This window comes from Wolbachia endosymbiont of Diaphorina citri (assembly GCF_013096535.2).
GTDB lineage: Bacteria > Pseudomonadota > Alphaproteobacteria > Rickettsiales > Anaplasmataceae > Wolbachia.
Genome location: NZ_CP051265.2, coordinates 509,708 through 525,993, shown reverse-complemented (window position 1 = coordinate 525,993; position 16,286 = coordinate 509,708). Strand labels below are relative to the sequence as shown.

Below are 16,286 nucleotides of genomic sequence, written 5' to 3'. Positions count from 1 at the left end.
AGGTATGCAATCACGCTTAGGCAAATGTTGGTTTAGGTTATTAATTTTGGTAATCTGTGTGCTGTTTACAGGTTGTAGTAAGAATGATATGCCTTTTCCAAGATGTATATCTGCTGATTATTTTGGTCCTGAGCCCATTGCAATTGGTGCTCATTTTCCAATCGGTCATGATGCGTTTTTTCCAGAAGGTGAAAGTGGAGAACCTATTGATCCTGAAACCGGAGAAATCAATTATGGTTTTCATCCTAATCAAGTAGTGAAGTGGAAGGATACCGGCCTTGAAACCAATGGAGATAGTTTAGTAGTACGAGTAAATGGTGCATGGACATCTTGGAGCAATAGTAATAAGAAGGAATCTCAAAATAGTTATAGTTTGGAAAGTTTGGAGCAGTTAAAATATGCAACCAAATTTGAAAGAGGGGAAGGTGACAACAGTCTGCCTGACTTTCACTTAGTTTGTAATGATTATAAACCTAGCATACAAAAATTTTCAAGTAAGCCTAAAGCAAGTTGCACTGTAAAGTGCAAGTGCATTAATGAAGATGATAACAGAGAAAAACGCGGTGCTCCATGTTGGTTTACTAACGGCCATGGTGCTTATCTTTTATTTAAAAGGCCTAGCGATTCTAGTCCTAACGAAAATTTAAAATCCATGCGTAACCCTGAGTCTCCTACTATACATCTAGGTTACAATTCCGTAGCGGAAGATGGAAGTGGGCTTTTTACTTTAGACAGAGATAACACCACATTACAGGACAGGAATTGTAATACGGTGAGGTTAGAAAAAGGATGGAAAATATATGTAAAGATATTAGATAGATATTATCTAGATAATGCAGGTGGCTACTCTTTTGAATTTTTGAGCGGAGTGCAGAAACCAAGTAACTTTGGATTTTTTGATTATGTTTATAACTATCTAAAATGTGTATTATTGATTAACGAAAATTGTAAAAAGCATTTTGATAGCAATGATCCTGCAGCTGCACAAGCGATGTTTCAAAATATAGCTGAAAAAAGTACGAGCTTTCACAATTTTGTTCTTTCCTTGCTTGTTCTATTTATAGTGATTTCATCGCTTCTTTATCTTTTTGGAATAATAAGAGAAACTAAGCATGATATGCTCATCAGAATGATGAAAATCACTCTAGTAATAGTGCTTATATCTCCTGGAAGTTTTAGATTTTTCTATGATCATTTTCTTGTTTTATTTGTCAAAGGTCTTGAACAATTGATAAGCATAATTACTAATTTTGCTCCCAACATGAACACCGGGGGTAATTCAAACGTTGCTCAAGGAAATGAAGCTAAATTGTTTAGCTTCATGGAGGATATGTTTAATAAGTTTTTTGCTTACTCTGTTTGGAAAAAGTTTGCAGCATTTTTACATTATCAAATGTGGGCAAGTCTCCTTATGATACCGGCAATTTTTATAGGGATTGTCTTATATTTCCTGCTGTGTATGTATGCTTACATAATATTCCTTTCTGGTTTTATGGGTATAGCTTTTCTTGTAGCTATAATGCCGCTATTCCTAATCTCTATTTTATTTTCACCACTGAAAAGTCTGTTTGAGGGTTGGATAAAGTTTTGTATTAGTTTCTGTTTGCAGTCAATTATGATATTTACCCTGCTGTCATTACTTGCTGCAATGATAATGAACACCTTTTATAGACAATTAGGTTTTACTGTATGCTATAATAAATGGCTTGAGATAAGGTTATTATGCCTTGGTGATTCTTGTGGCTTTGATAAGCAGTATTTTGGTTGGACTCCAGGGCAAATTTTTGTACCTTACACTATCGGAGAAGCTTCCCCACTGAATGTGGATAAAAGCATAGAAGGTATAGAAAAGATAAGCAGAGAAGGTGGTACAATAAAATTTACTGGCGGTGCTGGGTATATCCCTCTTCCACCGGATTACATTGAAAAAGGGTTTCGTTATATAGATTACCCTTTCTTTAACCCAATTCCTGGTACTAAAGATAATCCAGCAGACCATTATATAGCAGAAAGTGATATAGTAGTTGATGCTGATTGTAGTGAAAAAGATCTAGTGCGTCTAACGAATAGTTTATTACATGCATCAGAAAAGGCTGATATCTTATTATTGATAGATAATATAGATGGTAAGATAAAAAGGCGTTATTGTCAGTCTCAACAGCATGAAGAAGAATGCAGAAATTATGAGAAAATAATAGACGATTACAAAAAGGGTATCATTCAACCAAATTCAAAAAGTGAAATAAAGTCTTTAGTGCAAGGTATAATTACGCAAAGTGTAAGCTGCCAATCAGAGAATTTTTATGATATAAATCAAAACTATCAAGAAAATAGTGATTACCAAAGGGTGCAAGACATACAGAGAGGTTATTTAATCAACGCAGGAGAGATCTTTGTATTGTTCTTGCTTTCGTTTTTGATGTTTTCTTTAAAGGAGTTTGTACAACAGATGGGCTCAAGTATCGCTGGTGGTGGATACAGTGTTTACAATATATCTAGTATGTATTCTAAGCATTCTCCAAGCGCTACTGCACATGGTGACCCAGATGCGTCTTTTGTAAGTCAAATCTTATATTCTGGTAAATCAGTAGTGCAAGATGCTATTGGTGGAAGACTAGAGTCTGTAGGCAGTTGGGTTACTCATTTACCAAATAGATTAGCTGAAGAGGCGGCTAATCAGCTAGGTAAAATACCAAGAGTTGGAGGAGTGCTGAAATATGCTATTGATGTACCGCGTAAGCTTGTAGGTGCTACTATTGAAGCAACAAAATTTGCAATATCACCTAAAAATGACGTTGATAAACTTGATAAAAGTGACGTTGATAAACTTGAGGAAAAAATCTACAGGGCGTTTGGAGTTGATGAAGAAAAAATTGCACACAGAAGAATCGGTGAATATTTAGAATATTATAAACGATATGTAGGATCACATTTGGGCTATACGATAGAAGATGCTATGAAGTTTACTTGGGAACATGGTCTCGACTCTATAGGAATTAACCCTGCTAAAGGAGAAAAGGATGGTTACCAGCATAATCTACTCTATAGAGCAAAAACATATAGACGGGAATTTCTTGAGAAGCTTCATGACTACACTATTGGCCGCAAGAGAGAACCAAAAGAAGATGAATCATCAAAAGAAAATAAGCCTAATCAATCAAATCGAAAATTAGGTACGGAACCAGAAACCCTAAAAAACACTACAGAAGCTATACGTGTCGGAGAAGATAGAGAGCGTCAAGATAATGAAAGGAATGAGAACATAGAGAATGATGAAGAATCGTAATTTCAAAGGGCTAAGTTATTATGGTCTTCAGCAAGACGAAGATGGTAATATCAAGTTAAACGATTACAATGATGTTTTAAATGCGCGCAGAGCGAGGGTAGATTTGTTACTAGATAGCACTAAGCAAGGTGATGTTAGTCTTTCAAAGCTAAATAAAGCTCTGAATGAGAGACTTATAGATGATAAAGGGCTATCGTCAGAATTTGATAAAGAAGACAAAGAAATTGCACAGAAGGAGCTTAAGATGTTCTCTATTTTAGACGATCTTGATAATCTTGCAAACATTGAAAGTGAAGATCTATTAGAGGTTAGTTTGTTACTATCAGATCTTAGTTTTATAGAGAGAAATATTGTGTTGAATGCCGATCAGAGTTCTGATTTAGTAGGATTTAAAAGTCTATTTATAGAAAAAAAAGCATCTGGTGAGGAATATAGTGATGAAGAGTGTCACAATTTCCTCGATAGTATAGAGAAAATCAATACTTTAATTAAGTTAGAGTTAGAAAGTAGAATTGAAGGGATGGGTCATGATGAAAAAAACAACCATGATGATTTACAAGACGAGATTGGTCGTGCAATCAGTATAGAAAATAAATCAAAGAAAAGCGATTGATCTTGCGTTCCTCCACAAGCAACCTTCTTTCTATTAGACTGCTGAAGCTATGTTGACATTAAATGTGTATTATAAATAATTAGTTAACTTCGAACTTGTTTTATATGTTACGTGTTATTGCGGGTAAATATCGTGGAAGAAAAATAACTACAGGCAAGAATTTAGCTGCACGGCCCACTATGAGTATTGTCCGAGAAGCAATATTTAGTATACTTTCTTCAAGAAAACCTATTTATAACCTAAATGTACTTGATTTATTCTGCGGAAGTGGCTCTTTTTCATTTGAAGCACTTTCTCGAGGTGCTAAACATGCATTCATGGTAGATTCAGATTATTACAATTTGCAACTGCCTAAAAAAACAGCAGAAGATTTTGGAATTACGAACGATATCACGCTAATTTGTTGCAATACTAACGGATTACCAAGACCTATTTCAAAGTGCGATATAGTTTTTATGGACCCACCTTATAATAGTAATCTAGTTAACTCAACTTTAGACAGGCTAGCTCACTCAGGCTGGTTAAATGATGATGCATTAATAATTCTAGAGATTAGGAAGAACGAAAATTTTGAGTGCAATAAAAACTTCAGTGTAATTTTGGAGCGTACCTACGGTATTGCAAAAATAATTTTTCTTTCTCTATCAACTTAAACTTGTATAGGTTTTTCATTGACGAGTTTCAGTTCTATTTTCGTCAAGTTTCCGGAGAAATTACTTATTCTGTAGTGCCCTAGATCAAAATTTTTATTAAATTCAGAGTCTATTAAATATTTATGCGCTTCTTCAATAAATTTATTTTCTTTTTCTTCGTAACTGGTGTATTTTGTTATATCATTATTATCCTCACGATAAACTAAATGTTCTTTATGATCAGCATGAATATTTTTGCTCTTACACTCCGTGTCTTGAGGATCGTGTTCAAGTACTATATTCCATCTAAACCATTCAGATGTGTCAGATGTGGATGAATCTGGAAGTTTACCAACGAGTTGTGCTTCCTGTGGAATTACAGTATCGCCTTTCCTGCCAGCAATTAATACAGGGCATTTTGTATTCTCTATAATCTCTCGTGAATTAAATTCCAATCCGCAACGATTAAACCAAAAATTCAAGAATTTTGCAGGAAGCCGTCTCATGAAAAAATTCCCTATCCCATGAGGAAAGTTATTAGTTGCATCCTTAAGTGAGCTATAAGAATTACTATGAATTAATGTTAAATAGATACCTTGTTTTTCAAATCTTTTTAAAACTTCTGCTGCAATTCCTCCTCCAAGAGAGTTAGTATCCAAAATTATATTGTTTGGATGCACACCTTTTACAAGTAACGTGTTTACCATTGCCATTCCAGCTTGAACTAACTTTTCACCGTTTGTTAGAAACTTATATAATGCTACAATTTTCTTTCTTTCCAAGAGGAACTCTACAATATCTTCTACATCTTTATTTTCTCCTAACTCTTGATCGTGAGCTTCTGCATCCACTTCCTTATCGTCACCTACAAGTTCTTTTTTGTAATTCTTTATCCACTCAGGGTTGACTTCATTTTCCAAAAAGTTTTTCATTCTATGTGCAACAAACCTTTTCTTAACAAAGTCAAAAAACATCCATAAGCAAAGTACGACAAAACATATAGCAGCCAAAATTGATAGCACTACTGATGCAAAAGCTAACCCTGTAAGTACCTTTTTTGATTTTTGATTCTGGTATGCCAAGTATAACGATATAATAGAAGCAGTGGATAATATAGCAGAACATAACCATAATGATAATATTATCCTATTGAATTTTCTTTCTTCATCATTCAATTCTTTTTGAAAGAATTCTGGATTAACGATTCTAGAGAAATAAGGATAGTCAAAATAATGCTTAACTAACTTGCTTTCTTGTCCCTTAAGTGGATTTTTACCACGAGCATTAACCTTAATACACCCAAGTACTCCAAAAAAGTTTACCACGTGTTTTGTATTTTCTTCTGGCTTGATATTACCATTGGTGTAATAAATAACTTTCATTTCCTTTTTAATAAACATTAAATATTTTAACATAAAGATTAAAAAAAACAAGATAATCTTAGAATATAAATAACCAGTGTGATGGAAAGCCTATAAGAAGTTTCTTATGATTCCTTTTAAGCGAGTTTTGAATTTTTGAAACGTCATGACATTGTTGATACGCCTGTCAAGAAATGAGAGAGTATCCACAAAATCTTCTGAGTAATCATTGATAAAAAAAAGTATCGTACTTAAGTACACTCCAGCTAATATTGCCCTTTTTGTATAATAATTAAAATCTGTTGATTGATCGTAAATACCGTACCAAATTGTGCTCACAGTTTTGTACAAGAGTTTACTAGAAAAGTATGTATTTTGGGGTAATATGGAGAATGATAAAACATTTTTTAAACACTCTCTGTAATTTGGTAACTTAGCGTAGTTTGAAAGGCGTATTTGAATAGCTAACTTTACCCGCTCTCGCACTTTCATATCTTCTAAATTGGAATTTCTTAGTTCAGCTTCCATTGAGCTATTTAAGTTTTCTGCTATGTACTCCAAAGCACTATATATTCCATTTTGAAATTTACAAAAACTATTGGCTAAGTTAAGGTTCGTGCACGCTTTCAATAAGGTTGCATCACTTATTCCTTCAAATGGAATAACCTTAATCAGCTCATCTACTATTAACTTTTGCTCCATACAACATTATACTAAACACTACATGTAATTGTACCTGAGATTTTCAAACATTCTGCAAAATGCTTCACCGCGTTCTTCAAAATTTTTCCACTGATCAAAAGAAGAACATGCAGGAGAAAGTAATATCGCTACTTCTTCTTTGCTATTTATGGCCTCTTCAAAAGCCAGTTTAAATGCGTTTTCTAGATTATAGCACTTCATATAATCTATTTTGTTCTCCATAATGTTTGCAAAAACTTCAGTTGATTCTCCAATAAGAAAAGCTTTTCTAATCTTGGTGAAATGCTTGCTTAATGATTCTATTCCGCCTTTTTTGCTTTTTCCGCCAACAATCCAATATATGTTTTTATAAGATAAAATTGCCTTTTCGGTCGATTCTGCATTGGTTGCTTTGCTATCGTTGATAAAAAGTACATTATGTATTTTGCCAAGAAATTCATTTCTGTGTCTTAGCCCTGGAAAGGATTTGATTTCATTGACAATAGTGTTGCTATCTACTCCAAGTAACTTACACACGGTGTGCGCAGCTACTATATTTTCTACATTGGATACTAGGTTTACTTTCATATCACTCATTGATAAGTTGTGATTCTCTAGTTTTAGCGAGATCTCCTGAATCTCAGCACTCCTTTTGTCATCCAAGTAGCTGACACTGGGATCCAGATAATTTCGATCTATACCAGTAATCTGTTCACTATAATCAAGCAAATTGTTATCTGCCAATGATATTAGATCTCTTGCACTACCCTCTATCATCTGAGTATTTGGCAATGGTTTTTCTTTTCTGGTCATGCGCTGGAATGACACCAGGGAATATGTTACTGAAATTGGAATTTTGTTCCCAGTGAATTTATTGAATACATCAGCGGTAATTTTGTTATCACATCCTATCACGGCAATCTTGCTACCATTTATCAATTTTAATTTAGTTGCTATGTAGTTATTCATACTTCTATGTCTATCTATGTGGTCTGGTGTGATGTTGAGCAATACAGAAATGTCTACATTAATTTTATTTATTAGCTCCAATTGAAAAGAGGAGAATTCAATTACATAAATTTCTGCGTCTCTTTCTAGATCCAAAATAGGCACACCTAAATTCCCGCCAATAGCTACTTTTTTGCCTGTGGATTTTAATATGTGCCCTATTAATGACGTGGTGGTTGATTTGCCATTTGTTCCAGTGATGCCTACAACCTTCTGGCTTGTAGTTTTAGTTTCAAGAAATAGCTCAATGTCTGATTTTATTTTGCAGTTAAAGTTTCTTGCAAGTTTTACTATCCAATGTGGCTCTGTTGGCACTCCAGGGCTCAAAATTAGTGTGCTTATCTCATGCCAATTATACTCATTGGGATGAGTAAAGTTACACTCTTTATATATCTTTTTTGCATTTGCTATTTGCTCTTTATTATCATCCCATGCGTATATTTTTGCACTGCTTTTTGTTAGGGCATTAATGACGGACAAACCAGTTTTACCAAGGCCGAAAACCGCAACACTTTGATTTTTGTATTTGTTTAGTTGCACTTCTAGATAAATTATGCGAACCATTTTATAAAGATATAATACAAATTATAATGACTTCTTCCATAGTTTTTGGCAGCGCTTAACTTTATTGTCACAACCTTAGCCAACAGAAAATTCCTTGACAGATTTTGCCAACTCCCTTACTCTTACAATAAGAGTATTTATTCTTGTTTTTGATCTGCGCAGATTCAATGACGAAATTCAGTAAAAAACTCAGATATTTATTGGCAAATTACGTAAAATTATAGCGGCTGCATGTCTTTTTATTTTTTCTACATTCAGCCAAATCGCGCTTGTTAGCACATTATCAATTTACATTATTAAAACTCGCTATACGGGGATTCTTTTGTCTTTTTTAAATTAGTTAATGTCTTAATATTTGTAACTAAAAGAGCAGCGCGTGGCTCACAGCTGTACGAACATTGTGATTTGGGCTAAAAAGAGGGTGTCATGCGAGTAGCCCCTTAGGCGTCATCCCAATGCGTGACACTGGAATTCAGAAATTTTTGAGCACAAAAGAGGCCATCTTATGGTAAGTTTTTGTTGGTAAGAAAGACTGGATCCCAGTGTCAAGCACTGGGATGACAAGAAGGAGAGTACCCTGATGATATTCCATCATGTCACTCAAGTAGCTGACACTGGAATCTAGAAAAAAAAGAACCAATATCTGGGAACTGTCATCATAAAGGAACCAACTTGAATGATAAAAGGAAGGAATATCGGAGTAGTGTGCTAGACTTTATACCTCTTGCATTCAAACTCACATAAATCATGAATTGTGCACGCTTCACACAAAGGTTTTTGTGCCTTGCAAATGTATCTACCGTGTAAAACTAGCCAATGATGAGCATAAAGCAGGTATTTTTTTGGAACCACATTTAAAAGAGATTGCTCTGTTTTAAATATATCTTTTTCTTTCACAAGCCCAACTCTATTGCTTACTCTAAAAACATGAGTATCAATTGCCAATGTTGGAATACCAAGCCCTGAATTTAAGAACACATTAGCGCTCTTTCTCCCAACCCCTGGTAAAGATACCAAATCATCGAAATTAGTAGGCACTTTGCTATTGTACCGCTCAATCAATATTTTACTGAGCCCGATTATATTTTTTGCTTTGGAATTATATAAACCAATACTGCTTATGCATTTTCTCAGCTCACTTTGCCCAAGATTCAACATCTTTTCTGGTGTATCAGCGATACTAAATAGCTCCTTTGTAATTTTATTAACACTTATATCGGTCGTCCGCGCTGACAGAACTATTACAACTAATAACGTAAAATGATTGGTATAATTTAGCTCTATTTTTGGCGTAGGATTTGATTGCTTGAATTTTTCAAATATCAGTTCTACTTTTTTTGAGTCCATGCATAGAGCTAAAAGCTTATACTACACTGGTTGCTGTGCAAATTCAATTCCTTTAGGCTTAGATAGTCCTTCGGCATTAACATCAGACATATCAGTTTTTACCTCATCAAAATTCCTCTCAGCAAATTCGCTTGCCACTTCTGCAAAACACTTTCTAACAAGAGGCATAATTATCGGCATTAATAGCCTTCGTGGATCATACCGTCCTAACAGATCAGTCTCCTTTTGCACTCTATCTCTTGGATCCTCTTCTAGTAAATCTTTCATGTGTTTTTCAGTGTATATTTCACAACCTTTTGAAAATGTAGGACTAAATATCTCAGTAGCTAGCAGTGCTAACAATGACAAAGTACCAAATATTGTTACATCAATATAAAAACTGCCAGAAACAAAATCCTTTATCATTAAAGAAGTAAAAAAGATAGGCAAAGGATAGAAAACAAAAAGCTTATAGCATAAGTAAATACAATTTTTTCTATTTACATATTGATCAGTAGAAATCTCAGAGTTTTTGTATTTTTTTTTCGTAATGTTCTGTTAACGAAGGCAAAAGCTTTGCCATAATAAAATTTAATACTACTAGTGACAAGCATAAATACATCAAGGTATTACTGGCAATTAACCAAGTAGGCGAGAAAATATAGCAGTAAGCTGCTTGGACGCAAGCTAAATGAAGTAAGGTATATACTTTAGCCTTTAAAGTACTATATAGCAAATCACCTCTACGCTTTATAAACTTTTGCATTAGTGCTTGTTTGTCTTCCTTTATTAGACTTCCACACTTTTCTAAAGGAGAGATATAATTTAATAGTTGCATGTTAGGCTTCATTAAGTGCTCATCAAGCTCATTTCTTAGCTTTTTGACTTTACTATCGAAAAGTGAGCCATATCTTGCAAAAGAATTTATATTATAAATTAATTCATCTTTGTGTTTCGAGTCTTCTTCTAGTGAGCTATTTTTCTTTTTCAATATGGAAGCAAGCTCAACAAAATTCTTTCCTATCACTTCCTCTTTAGTGATATTAAATTTTTCAAATAATTTTTTCCTATAATTGAATTCATGTACTGTTAAACGTCCATCACTTTCAGCATCAATACTGACTTTAACACAAGGATTTCCTGATTCCAAAGGTTCAATATATTTTTTTAGCTCTTGATAGGCTTTATGAATTTTATCAAATCTATCTCTGTTTCCACCCCTGTCAGGATGACTTACAAGAATTAACTTCTTATGCTGCTCCTTCAAAATCGTGCTAAGCTCTTCATAATTCTTGTCTACAACTTGCTTAGCTTTTATTTCTAATACTTTGAACAGGTCAGCATTACAATCAAACTCCTGACTAGTTAACTTAAAATGTTGACCCATGACTATATTTCATATGAATAAATTATATCTTTAGTATATTGTATTTATATGTTTTATGCAATCATAAAAATATTAACTCTCATTAAGAGAAAAAACCCTCTTTCCCATCATATAAATACAACTTATCCATTCTCACTACATCAAAATTGTGTTCTTCAAGTTTGATTAGCAAGTTATTTATATCACTATTTGTAATTTCATTATTTGCAATGAACCTGCAGGTTATTTGGTCACTTGAAGACTTTGAGCCTCCTGGCCAAATTGCAAGTCCTTTTGAGTATATTGCTATCATTTTCAGATTACTCGATTCAAATAACCTAACTATTTGATCAAAATTGTTGGATTTGTCCCAGGCAAGCGTTATATCGCTACCCACTAGCTTTTTAACTTTGTAATCTTGTTCGTAATTGTCTTGTACTTTATTTATTTTACTATCCGAATCACTGCTAATTATAAGCTCAGATAACGTTGTGGGTTTTTTCCCTAGATTATCTATAACAGCTTTTGCAAATTCTTTGGTACCAACTTTCTGCTTACTCCTTTTCTTCTTATATAAATCGGCAGTGTGTATTCCATCCTCCAAAGTCTTCAGCCATGCATCATAGATTAGTTTTGCAGTACTCACTTGACCAATATAGACCAACATATGCACTGCAGCATTTAAAAGACCAGAAGGATTAGCTATGTTTTTTCCTGCAATATCAGGAGCAGAGCCGTGAACCGCTTCAAACATTGCATATTCATTACCTATATTGCTACTTCCTGCAAGCCCTACAGAACCTGAGGTTTGTGCCACTATATCTGATAATATGTCGCCATATAGATTTTCAGTTACTATAACATCAAAATTCTCGGGTTCTGTGGCAACTTTTGCCATTCCAATATCAACTATATAATGATCTGCCTTTATATCTGGGTATTCTTTTGCAACACGATCAAACGCTGCATGAAAAGCGCCGTCAGTCATTTTCATTATGTTGTCTTTGGTCAGGCAAGTTACTTTCTTTCTGTTGTGTTTTTTCGCATATTCAAAAACGTACCTGCATATTTTTTCTGAACCAGATCTAGTAATAATTTTAGTGCATTGGTACGAGTCACCAGTGAGCCTATGCTCTATTCCGGTGTAAACGTCCTCTTCATTTTCACGTATTACTACAATATCAAACTTATCAAATTTATTTTCTATGACAGGATGATATGAAATGCATGGTCTGATATTTGCATACAACCCTAGATTTTTTCTGAGTGCAACGTTCAAGCTTTTGTGGCCTTTACCTTGCGGAGTTGTTGTTGGAGATTTGAGTAATATCTTTGTCCTTTCGATAGATTCCCAACCACTCGGAGAAATTCCATGAGACCATTCCTTACTATAAACACGCTCCCCTATTTCAATAATATCTATTGAGATCTCTGCTTTCGCTTCACGCAATATCGACAGCACCGCTTCCATAATTTCTGGTCCAATACCGTCACCATACGCAACTGTGATTGGTGTTGACATAACTTTCCTAACTATAAATAACTTAATGTTAATTCAAATAATAGAGTGGCACAAGCAGCTAGTATTGCCTGAATTAGAATATTTATGATTATTTAATAACATACTTTTATATTAGTTGGTAATATTGCAAAATGTAGGTGGGGTTATGGATACTGAAACGAATATTAAAGTAAATTATGTAGGATTTACAAGGCGTGCTGCAGCAGAAGTACTTGACCTCATCATATTTTCCCCTGATTTTATCTTTGCTTTTATCTATGGTGTATTCATTGCATCATTAGAAGATAAAGACTTTTTTCAGGAACTTGAACAACTAGCAACAAAAATACCATTTGTAATTTTTACAGTGGTTGCAACATTAACACTAACAATATCCAAAATATTAATGGTAACAAAACTTGGTGGTACCCCAGGAAAACTATTGTGTGGTATGCATATTAAAGATGCTAATACACTTACAAATGCTACCCTAATGCAAGCAACAATAAGATGCCTTTCTAAGGGAAGCATCTGGATTATTTTTCGCTTTTTGCTTCATCTGCATTATCATGGTTATACTTTTCTATATCTTTTAATTGTGCTAATTTTATTTTTGTTTGCAGTATTTGATCAACGTAAACAAGCATTCTATGATAGATTTGCAAAAACAATAGTGATAGACTATAAACCTAGTTGATATTTTTTTTATAGGCAGTGTATGGATAAAAACGTAAACTACTCAACAATGACAAGGCGTATTCTAGCATTTATAGTTGATTGTATTTTATTTATCGCAATACCATTTGCTTTAATGGCGGTAGGTTTCTCACTTACACACGTAATACAAGGGATCATGGGTGCAATAATTGTAATCACCACGATTGTATTTTCTTTATTTTTAATAATACCATGTATATTTCATATATTCATGCTAGTGAAATTTGGCGGCACTCTAGGGCACTTGTTATTTAGCATGCGTGTAAGAGACAAAGATACACTTGAGCAGATCACTCTGATACAAGCAACAAAAAGAACCATCGCTTTTTTCATAATTTACTGTATATCGCTTTATAATCCTATTTTACTTTTAGATATACTAATCCTAGTTTTAGTATGTGCAGTAGATGATGAACATAAACAAGCTTTTCATGACAAAATTGCAAACACGGTAGTAATAGATTATAAACCTAGTTGATATTTTTCTATCTGTATTACTCTTTGCAAAGTAACCTTTTTTGCTTTTATATGAGCTAATTAATAGCTAATATTAACTACCAATATCATACCTGAAGAACCCCCCTGGCCATTCTAGGAAATTTAACGCTGAGTACACTTTACTTTTAGCTTCTTCCACAGTGTTTCCTTCTCCTACTATATTTAGTACCCTTCCGCCATCGGAAATCCAATTACCATTTTCATCTAGCTTAGTACCAGCATGAAATACTAGCACTCCAGGAATGTTTTCAATTTTATCCAATCCTTTAATTACCTCTCCTTTTTGATAATCACCAGGATAGCCTTTACTTGCAACGACTACACAAACTGTAGTTTTGTGATTAAACTCCACCATTTTTGTATTTAACTTGCCTTCTGCAACTGACAACATCAACTTTAACAAATCACAATTTGGATCAAGTCTAGGTAATATAGATTGTATTTCCGGATCCCCAAACCTAACATTATACTCAAGAAGCTTTGGACTATCTTTGCAAATCATTAAACCAGCAAAGAGTACTCCTTTATAGGATGTTCCCATGTTAGTCAGTGCTTGAATTGTAGGATATATTATTTTTTGGATAATTTTTTGTTCCATGTCCTTACTTATAATCGAAGGTGATGAATATGACCCCATGCCTCCAGTATTTTGGCCCTCGTTATTTTCACCAACTCTCTTATAATCTTTTGCACATCCAAGAATTACTACTTTCAACCCATCAACAAGAGCAAAAAAACTTACTTCCTCTCCAATTAAAAACTCTTCTATGATTATTTCTTCACCTGACTCACCAAGATTTTTCTCCACTAACATTGAATCTATTGCTGAAAAAGCCTCATTTTCTGTATGGCATATTATGACACCTTTCCCTGCTGCAATTCCATTTGCTTTAATTACAAGCGGCAATTTTATTTTATTACTACGGACAAAATTTTTAGCTAACCTTTCATCAATAAAACGTTCATACTTGGCGGTCGGTATACCATATTGTTTACATAGTTCCTTCGTAAAAGACTTTGATGCCTCAAGTTTTGCAGCTGCTTGACTTGGAGCAAAAACGTTTATCCCCTCCGCAGTTAAATCATCAGCAAGCCCATTAATTATCGGCTGCTCTGGACCAATAATTACTAGCTCTATATTTTCTTTCTTGCAAAATTGTATAACATCCACTGAATCTTGAATATTTATATTCACAAGAACTCCAAAATTTTCCATGGCCGGGCGACCAGGAGTAACATATAACTTAGTCAAGGTAGGAGACTTCTTTAAAGCCCAAATTAAAGCATGCTCACGCCCACCAGAACCTATAACCAGAACCTTCATCTTTATTTCCTCGCTTTTCTATATGTCAAAATTATTGTTTGCTTATAACAGTATCATTACTCATGTATCTTTGCAACACGTTTGGTATTGTAACTGACCCATCGGAATTTTGATAGTTCTCCATTATGGCAACAATTGTTCTTCCTATGGCTAAAGCTGAGCCGTTTAAAGTGTGAACGTATTTTTTTGTTTTTCTGTCAGTTTCTAAGAAGTATTTAGTGTTCATTCTTCTTGCCTGGAACGTACCGCAATTTGAGCAGCTTGATATTTCTCTGTACTTATTTTGCTCAGGTAACCATACCTCTATATCATAAGTCTTTTGTGCAGCAAAGCCCATATCACCACTACAAAGCAGCATTATTCTATACGGTAGTTCTAATTTTTTTAATATTTCCTCAGCAGCATTTGTCATGCGTTCAAGCTCATCATTTGACTGGTCTTCAGTTGTGATGCTTACCAACTCCACTTTACCAAATTGGTGTTGCCTTATCATACCTCTTGTATCTCGTCCTGCGCTACCAGCTTCTTTACGAAAACATTCTGAATATGCAGTAAACCGAATAGGCAGTTCTTTTTCTTCTATTATTTTGTCAGCAACTAAATTTGTTAAAACTACTTCACTTGTGGGAATTAATCTTAATTTATCGGTAGTTAAATATGAATCATCAAAAAATTTTGGTAGTTGACCAACATTATACATCGCCCTATCCTTTACTAAAACTGGATGATGCACTTCAGTATAACCAAATTCATTAACATGTGTTTCCAGCATAAAATTTATTAATGCTCGTCCAAGCTTAGCTAACTGTCCTTTTAGTATTGTAAACCTTGATCCAGAAATTTTTGCTGCTTGTTCAAAATCCATCAAGCCTAACCTTTCTCCGAGTTCATAATGAAATTTTGGCATAAAACTAAATTGCCTTTTTTCTCCATATTTTCTGATTTCTACGTTGGAGCTCTCATCTTCACCTATTGGTACATTTTGTGCAGAAATATTTGGTAAGTTAGATAAAATATCCACTAACTTATTTTTTTCTGTTTGCTCCTTGAGGCTGATTGTCTCTATCTCACTTGTGATGCTTTTTGATAACTTTACTTGTTCTTCACATGGGCTTTTGTTCATTTTAAGCCTCTTTATTTCTTCCGTGACCTCGTTTCGTTGCTTATTTAAAGCTTGCGATTTAGTAGTCAGTGATCTTTTTTTATGGTCAATCTCTAATATTTCTTCTGTAGTAAATTCTTTCACCCCTCTGCTTTTTATTGCTTTTTCAAATCCTTTAGGGTTTTTGCGTATATGTTCTATATCATGCATATGTTGTGCTATTACTAACATCATTACTCTACTTCAAAAGCTTTGAATGCTCAATATTTTTACATATAAATGCTAATATTGATTTTACCTTCATAAT

The 16,286-nt window shown here is 34.1% G+C and carries 14 protein-coding genes; 5 read left to right on the top strand and 9 right to left on the bottom strand.

All coding sequences use genetic code 11. The features are described from left to right. Positions 1–4: 4 nt before the first annotated feature. From HGO49_RS02320 to rsmD, 3 genes are all read left to right on the top strand, one after another. Entirely contained in the window at positions 5–3,286 is a 3,282-nt protein-coding gene (locus HGO49_RS02320; RefSeq protein WP_017532097.1) for a TrbL/VirB6 family protein, read from the top strand. Further along, positions 3,270–3,899 carry a WD_0853 family protein gene (locus tag HGO49_RS02315; RefSeq protein ID WP_017532098.1) on the top strand — a complete coding sequence of 210 codons (630 nt, stop codon included), beginning with the start codon at positions 3,270–3,272 and terminating at the stop codon, positions 3,897–3,899. The genes HGO49_RS02320 and HGO49_RS02315 overlap by 17 nt, the downstream gene beginning before the upstream one ends. Positions 3,900–4,003: 104 nt before the next feature. After that, positions 4,004–4,552 carry a 16S rRNA (guanine(966)-N(2))-methyltransferase RsmD gene (gene rsmD, locus HGO49_RS02310; protein WP_017532099.1) on the top strand — a complete coding sequence of 183 codons (549 nt, stop codon included), beginning with the start codon at positions 4,004–4,006 and terminating at the stop codon, positions 4,550–4,552. On the opposite strand, the gene HGO49_RS07230 is transcribed toward rsmD, so the two are convergent. From HGO49_RS07230 to icd, 7 genes are all read right to left on the bottom strand, one after another. Continuing rightward, positions 4,549–5,913, bottom strand: coding sequence for a hypothetical protein (locus tag HGO49_RS07230; protein ID WP_017532100.1), 1,365 nt, complete (start codon positions 5,911–5,913; stop codon positions 4,549–4,551). The genes rsmD and HGO49_RS07230 overlap by 4 nt on opposite strands. A gap of 90 nt (positions 5,914–6,003) precedes the next feature. Further along, a complete protein-coding gene (locus HGO49_RS02300) occupies positions 6,004–6,594 on the bottom strand; it encodes a COQ9 family protein (protein ID WP_017532101.1) in 591 nt (196 codons plus the stop codon). An 18-nt stretch (positions 6,595–6,612) separates the two neighbouring features. Then, positions 6,613–8,145, bottom strand: a complete 1,533-nt coding sequence (gene murD, locus HGO49_RS02295; protein ID WP_017532102.1) for a UDP-N-acetylmuramoyl-L-alanine--D-glutamate ligase — start codon at positions 8,143–8,145, stop codon at positions 6,613–6,615. Between the two features lie 708 nt (positions 8,146–8,853). After that, positions 8,854–9,492, bottom strand: a complete 639-nt coding sequence (gene nth / locus HGO49_RS02290; RefSeq protein WP_017532103.1) for an endonuclease III — start codon at positions 9,490–9,492, stop codon at positions 8,854–8,856. Positions 9,493–9,513: 21 nt separating this feature from the next. Further along, positions 9,514–9,897, bottom strand: a complete 384-nt coding sequence (locus HGO49_RS07225) for a hypothetical protein (RefSeq protein WP_237398579.1) — start codon at positions 9,895–9,897, stop codon at positions 9,514–9,516. 97 nt (positions 9,898–9,994) lie between these two features. After that, positions 9,995–10,858 (bottom strand): Hsp70 family protein, encoded by an 864-nt coding sequence (locus HGO49_RS07220; protein ID WP_237398578.1) that lies wholly within the window; start codon positions 10,856–10,858, stop codon positions 9,995–9,997. Positions 10,859–10,940: 82 nt separating this feature from the next. After that, complete coding sequence (gene icd, locus HGO49_RS02280) at positions 10,941–12,359, bottom strand: isocitrate dehydrogenase (RefSeq protein WP_017532104.1); 1,419 nt, start codon at positions 12,357–12,359, stop codon at positions 10,941–10,943. 145 nt (positions 12,360–12,504) lie between these two features. Here icd and HGO49_RS02275 point away from each other — a divergent pair, with 145 nt between their 5' ends. Together HGO49_RS02275 and HGO49_RS02270 are read left to right on the top strand one after the other, a co-directional pair. Beyond that, complete coding sequence (locus tag HGO49_RS02275; protein ID WP_017532105.1) at positions 12,505–13,035, top strand: RDD family protein; 531 nt, start codon at positions 12,505–12,507, stop codon at positions 13,033–13,035. 21 nt (positions 13,036–13,056) lie between these two features. Beyond that, positions 13,057–13,533 (top strand): RDD family protein, encoded by a 477-nt coding sequence (locus tag HGO49_RS02270; RefSeq protein ID WP_017532106.1) that lies wholly within the window; start codon positions 13,057–13,059, stop codon positions 13,531–13,533. Positions 13,534–13,605: 72 nt separating this feature from the next. Here HGO49_RS02270 and purD read toward each other — a convergent pair whose 3' ends face one another. Both purD and serS read right to left on the bottom strand, forming a co-directional pair. After that, a complete protein-coding gene (gene purD / locus HGO49_RS02265) occupies positions 13,606–14,877 on the bottom strand; it encodes a phosphoribosylamine--glycine ligase (protein WP_017532107.1) in 1,272 nt (423 codons plus the stop codon). A 31-nt stretch (positions 14,878–14,908) separates the two neighbouring features. Further along, positions 14,909–16,189: a serine--tRNA ligase gene (serS, locus tag HGO49_RS02260; protein WP_026092640.1), complete on the bottom strand. Its 1,281-nt coding sequence runs from the start codon at positions 16,187–16,189 to the stop codon at positions 14,909–14,911. Positions 16,190–16,286: the final 97 nt, after the last annotated feature.

Bases quoted from the DNA above. Each gene is read 5' to 3' on its own strand.
- HGO49_RS02320 (WP_017532097.1), top strand. From the start codon at position 5: ATGCAATCACGCTTAGGCAAATGTTGGTTTAGGTTATTAATTTTGGTA.
- HGO49_RS02315 (WP_017532098.1), top strand. From the start codon at position 3,270: ATGATGAAGAATCGTAATTTCAAAGGGCTAAGTTATTATGGTCTTCAG.
- rsmD (WP_017532099.1), top strand. From the start codon at position 4,004: ATGTTACGTGTTATTGCGGGTAAATATCGTGGAAGAAAAATAACTACA.
- HGO49_RS07230 (WP_017532100.1), bottom strand. From the start codon at position 5,913: ATGAAAGTTATTTATTACACCAATGGTAATATCAAGCCAGAAGAAAAT.
- HGO49_RS02300 (WP_017532101.1), bottom strand. From the start codon at position 6,594: ATGGAGCAAAAGTTAATAGTAGATGAGCTGATTAAGGTTATTCCATTT.
- murD (WP_017532102.1), bottom strand. From the start codon at position 8,145: ATGGTTCGCATAATTTATCTAGAAGTGCAACTAAACAAATACAAAAAT.
- nth (WP_017532103.1), bottom strand. From the start codon at position 9,492: ATGGACTCAAAAAAAGTAGAACTGATATTTGAAAAATTCAAGCAATCA.
- HGO49_RS07225 (WP_237398579.1), bottom strand. From the start codon at position 9,897: ATGATAAAGGATTTTGTTTCTGGCAGTTTTTATATTGATGTAACAATA.
- HGO49_RS07220 (WP_237398578.1), bottom strand. From the start codon at position 10,858: ATGGGTCAACATTTTAAGTTAACTAGTCAGGAGTTTGATTGTAATGCT.
- icd (WP_017532104.1), bottom strand. From the start codon at position 12,359: ATGTCAACACCAATCACAGTTGCGTATGGTGACGGTATTGGACCAGAA.
- HGO49_RS02275 (WP_017532105.1), top strand. From the start codon at position 12,505: ATGGATACTGAAACGAATATTAAAGTAAATTATGTAGGATTTACAAGG.
- HGO49_RS02270 (WP_017532106.1), top strand. From the start codon at position 13,057: ATGGATAAAAACGTAAACTACTCAACAATGACAAGGCGTATTCTAGCA.
- purD (WP_017532107.1), bottom strand. From the start codon at position 14,877: ATGAAGGTTCTGGTTATAGGTTCTGGTGGGCGTGAGCATGCTTTAATT.
- serS (WP_026092640.1), bottom strand. From the start codon at position 16,189: ATGCATGATATAGAACATATACGCAAAAACCCTAAAGGATTTGAAAAA.